We start from the raw sequence: 4,732 nt of genomic DNA on the forward strand, positions 1-4,732 counted from the left end.
GGGTTATTCAATACTTATGTGATAATCCGGTGCCTATATTCTGCACCGGATTTTTATATTTTAAAAAGAATGTTGAGTTTATTCTGGAGATAATTGATTTTAAATTATCCATATTTTATCGAAAAGTTGATCCAATAGGGCAAATTCTACATTGAATATTGTGTTTAAAGTGAATTTGGTATAAATATATCTAATCAATCAGCAACTTATGTGGTTGTGTCAAAAATAAGCGTGATTTTCATTTGTTAGCTATAGTTAATTCCAGTAAGGTGACTCTATTCGATAACTGGGTGAGGATAAAATATGTTAAAAAAACTAACGGCTGAATTGCTTGGGACATTCGTGCTGGTTTTGGGGGGATGTGGTAGTGCTGTATTAGCTGCTGGATTTCCTGAATTAGGTATTGGTTTTGTCGGTGTCTCTTTAGCATCTGGTTTAACCATTGTGGCGATGGTGTATGCGGTAGGGCATATTTCTGGTGGGCATTTTAATCCTGCGGTGACAATTGGCCTTTGGGCGGGGGGACGTTTTAGGGCCGCAGAAATTATTCCTTATATTATTTTTCAAGTTATAGGCGGTATTCTTGCGGCAGCGGTGTTGTATGTTATTGCCAGCGGGCAGGCTGGTTTTGATGTGACAGCCAGTGGTTTTGCATCCAATGGTTATGGTGAGCATTCACCTGGTGGATTTTCACTTCAGTCAGCTATTATTGCTGAAGTTGTTTTGACGGCTATTTTCCTGATTGTCATTATTGGTGTAACAGATAAACGAGCCTATGCGGGTTTTGCGCCATTAGCAATAGGTTTGGCGTTGACTTTAATTCACTTGGTCAGTATTCCTGTTACAAACACCTCAGTTAACCCGGCACGAAGCACTGCTGTTGCTATATTCCAGAATACTTGGGCTTTAGAGCAGTTATGGCTATTCTGGGTTATGCCGATTATTGGCGGGATTGTGGGTGGTGTTGTCTACAGGTTACTGCTTGCTGAAAAACAATGATTTTTACTGATGGAGTTACTTTGCTTTAAGGCCACGCGATAGAGTGGTCTTTTTTATGCTGTTTCCAGATATCGGCAGGATTGCAGATCGGATTTATTTATCAATAATATCATCGAATACAACTATATGATGATGTGATTATATTGTGATAATCTCTTTGTATGACACAGTAAATCCAAGGAGTATTTTCAGGAAAATTGCAGCAAGAAATGAATGAGGAGAGAATAATAATTCTCATATATTAAGTTATTTATTTCTTTGCTAATCATTTGGAAATAATTAATTCTTTTAGTTTTAAGAACATTTCATTATTATTTTTCTGAGCTAAAATACGATTGACGTCAATTGATATAAATTATCTGTATAATAATTCAACATGTTAATTATCAAAGAACATTATTTAATTTAAGGGGGGGAGGATGAGTCAAAAAAATGATTTTAAAGCTTTTTCTATTAGTAATAATGCGAATGTGGTCAGTCAAGAAAGATATGAAGAAAGTCAGAGTTTGCGGACGGGATTCCCACCGGAGAATATTACAACTCATTTGTTAAATAAAGTATTACGTCAATCGTCAACCGTAGCATCTGTCGTAGCTAATTTTATTGCGACACAATCTGGTAATGATGTTCTGGATGATGGTGATATAGCTAAACTCGCTGCCCAATTAAATCAGGCGTTAGGGAAAAAAATCACAGCAGAAATTCCCAGTGCTTCATTAACACAAAAAGGTGTTGTTCAGCTCACGGATGTGATTGGCAATAGTGACACATTGGCGATTACACAAAAACTTGCTCAAGAAATAATAAATTCATTGCGTGAAAATATTAATGTCAGAGTACCTAATACACGAAAAGTCAATGGGAAGTTATTGACTGAGGATATCAATCTAAATGCTGGGGATGTGGGAGCAGCATCAATTAATGATGCAATGCAATCAATAGGTCTTGGTCGTCTGGATGGATGGACAAATTTGTACAATGGTTGTTCTGGGTTTTTACCCAAAGCGCCGTTTTTTACTAAATATGGGTTGCCTTCTAAGTTCGGAGTTCAGTTAAGATTTAGCAATATAGGTGGCGCATCAAGCGAGGAAATAGACGGTGTATGGAGCCACCGGCTGATTTTTATGCATCAAGGCGATACATATCGTACAGATAGCGTAAATAAAGGTTACAAAATTACACATAAGTTTTGGGACGATAATAACGCCAGGCCGGATGCTAATGGCTACCTCAAAATAGCTTCTCCGATAGTAGAAATCTACCCCGATGGCACATTCTCAACTAATAACGAATCTGAGGGGGCAGAAGTCATAAAAGAGGGAGCCGGTATATACCGTATATCAAATATCTTGGGCTATAATGCTGATTGTGCCTGGGGTATACATGGTGGTATTTCCGTTCCTCATGATAACAATAATCTTGAATTAATTTTTGTTGATGATCAGGTTCAACCTGAAGGCGCTATTATCATTGAAACCTTCCACCGTCAGCATTCGCATTTACCTGAGAGATTTCAGAATTGGAGGCTCAAATCTATAGATGAAAATGGCGAAAAGGTGTTCTATAAAGATGGGGAGCCTTGTGATATTCCCGAATATTGTCGTTTAGGTGTTCGTGTCCAAATGCCGGAAGATTCACTCTGGAACTTGAAGCGAAAGAAATTACAGGAAGAAATAGAGAATACCCATTCTTATGATAATGAATAGGCGTTGTAAATTAAAATTATAGTCATACAGGGCCGTATGGCCCTGTATATTGATTTGTTACACTGTTTTAGCCTATTGACCCGCATGTAAACTCAAACTTTTGATGTATGTGGCGATGATATCAACCGATAATTGTATTTGTTCAATAATAAAATTTTCATCGGGCTGGAAATTTTCGACACTGAGTGCTTTTAATAATAGGTCGGCTTTTAGTATTTCAAGAAAACGGCAGGAGATATCTAATAGTTTCTGATGAGGAATATTAACTTCATTCAGCAAACTGAGTTGATGTGCCAGCATTTCATAGCTTTCATGAAGAGGCGATTATTCCTAGCTCAATGTTAAGATTATCCATATTGGGCTGGCAACGATGTTCTTTCTTCAAAGCATAATTAGTGGATTGATTTAATAATACTCAATTAACCACTTCTCAATAATGCAATAACCTCCTTTTTTGCTCGTTTTAACATCAATAATCTTTTCTCGGGCAAAATTAATGTGGTATCTCAACCTGTTTGTTAGATAGTCTTTCGTTTTAAAAGGAACGTTTAGGAAGAAATGCAAATAAACAATATTTGTCTTATAGGTCGATTATGAGGCAACATAAAAGGGAAAGATCAAAATGATATTTTGAATAATAGGGTATGTCATTGAAACGAAAAGTTAATTTTTGGGCGATTTATATTGGGTGTTTCAGTTTAATTGTTTCTTCATCTTCTTTTGCCGCTCCGGCTACATTTGAACAAGCTAAAATTGAACTGCGTAACCATATCTATCATGATCAATTTAAATCAAAGATGGGAACATTGTATTGTGGCTGCCATTGGCAATGGACGGGGAAGAGTGGGGGACGTGTCAATCTGTCTTCGTGTGGTTATCAAGTCAGGTCACAACAGAATCGGGACCGGGCCGAACGGATTGAATGGGAACATATTGTTCCTGCTTGGGTTTTTGGACATCAGCGGCAGTGTTGGCAAAAGGGAGGCAGGAAAAATTGTGTATCCTCAGATCCGGTTTTCAGGGCAATGGAATCTGATATGCATAATTTGTCTCCATCCATTGGCGAGGTTAACGGTGATCGCAGTAATTTCAGTTATGGAATGTTACCAAAGAATGAGCCGAATGATTATGGTGCTTGTACCAGTAAAGTCGATGCTAAATCTCGCACGTTCGAGCCGCGGGACGCAGTAAAAGGGCAAATTGCCCGGATCAATTTTTATATGCACGATCGTTACAATCTTTCTATGTCACGTCAGCAGCAGCAGTTATTCATGGCCTGGGATCGTCAATATCCACCAAGTCAATGGGAACGGGAGAGAGATAACCGAATTGCCGGCATAATGGGGAATCATAATCCTTTTGTTACCGGTGAGCAGAAATGGGAATTGTGGCATAAGAATTCAGCTATCGGTGTTTCACCCGCAGAGCAGAGAAAGGGACAGGGAAAGAGTAATCAAACAGATACTCAGAAAAAACGGGTGTCATCTGATTCGTCACATACAGGGTTAATCAAAGGTAATAACAATAGCAAAATTTATCATTTCTCCCATTGTTCAGGATATAAGGCGATTTTGGAGAAGAATGCTATTTATTTTCAAACAGAAGTTGAAGCAAAAAATGCCGGCTTCCGATTGGCCGGAAACTGTAAGAGTACTTAACAACACAGATAATTAACTATTGCTCTGTTGCCAGCAGCAGGCATTTTAATAAAATGGTTGCCATAGGGTGAAAAAGGATTATTTCAAATAGTGACTTTCTTACCGTATGGCAACCGAACACCGTAGTAAATAGATCAACAATTGCCAACAACAGCTATACTAATAAGTAATTAGCTTATATTAATGGATATTCATTATGGTCAGTATCAAGTCATACTATTCAATAAGTTAAAATGCCCATAAAAATAAACAGACAATACTGTCGATTATTTTTAATGGAAAATTCCTGGCTTATTTGTCATAACGTAAAGATTGTCATTATATTGTCATGATGATTCGTTAGTTTTCATTAAACGGGAATACTTGCGA

4 protein-coding genes are annotated in these 4,732 nt (G+C 37.7%); 3 read left to right on the forward strand and 1 reads right to left on the reverse strand.

Annotated features, from left to right (window positions below; translation table 11 throughout):
- Positions 1 to 303: 303 nt before the first annotated feature.
- Both aqpZ and LGZ99_RS23340 read left to right on the forward strand, forming a co-directional pair.
- Positions 304 to 999 (forward strand): aquaporin Z, encoded by a 696-nt coding sequence (gene aqpZ, locus LGZ99_RS23335; protein ID WP_262979731.1) that lies wholly within the window; start codon positions 304 to 306, stop codon positions 997 to 999.
- A 419-nt stretch (positions 1,000 to 1,418) separates the two neighbouring features.
- The gene (locus LGZ99_RS23340; protein WP_036841693.1) at positions 1,419 to 2,705 is read left to right on the forward strand and encodes a phage tail fiber protein; all 1,287 of its coding nucleotides are present in this window, start codon (positions 1,419 to 1,421) and stop codon (positions 2,703 to 2,705) included.
- 72 nt (positions 2,706 to 2,777) lie between these two features.
- Here the strand turns inward: LGZ99_RS23340 and LGZ99_RS23345 are convergent, their stop codons facing one another.
- On the reverse strand, positions 2,778 to 3,005 hold the full coding sequence (locus LGZ99_RS23345; protein ID WP_051769832.1) for a hypothetical protein: 228 nt from the start codon (positions 3,003 to 3,005) through the stop codon (positions 2,778 to 2,780).
- Between the two features lie 350 nt (positions 3,006 to 3,355).
- Here LGZ99_RS23345 and LGZ99_RS23350 point away from each other — a divergent pair, with 350 nt between their 5' ends.
- Positions 3,356 to 4,363, forward strand: a complete 1,008-nt coding sequence (locus tag LGZ99_RS23350; RefSeq protein ID WP_036841695.1) for an endonuclease — start codon at positions 3,356 to 3,358, stop codon at positions 4,361 to 4,363.
- The last annotated feature ends 369 nt before the right edge of the window (positions 4,364 to 4,732 follow it).

The organism is Photorhabdus temperata (genome assembly GCF_025384845.1).
GTDB classification, from domain to species: Bacteria; Pseudomonadota; Gammaproteobacteria; order Enterobacterales; family Enterobacteriaceae; genus Photorhabdus; species Photorhabdus temperata.

Coding starts and splice junctions, on each gene's coding strand:
- LGZ99_RS23345 (WP_051769832.1), bottom strand. CDS start 3,005: ATGCTGGCACATCAACTCAGTTTGCTGAATGAAGTTAATATTCCTCAT.
- aqpZ (WP_262979731.1), top strand. CDS start 304: ATGTTAAAAAAACTAACGGCTGAATTGCTTGGGACATTCGTGCTGGTT.
- LGZ99_RS23340 (WP_036841693.1), top strand. CDS start 1,419: ATGAGTCAAAAAAATGATTTTAAAGCTTTTTCTATTAGTAATAATGCG.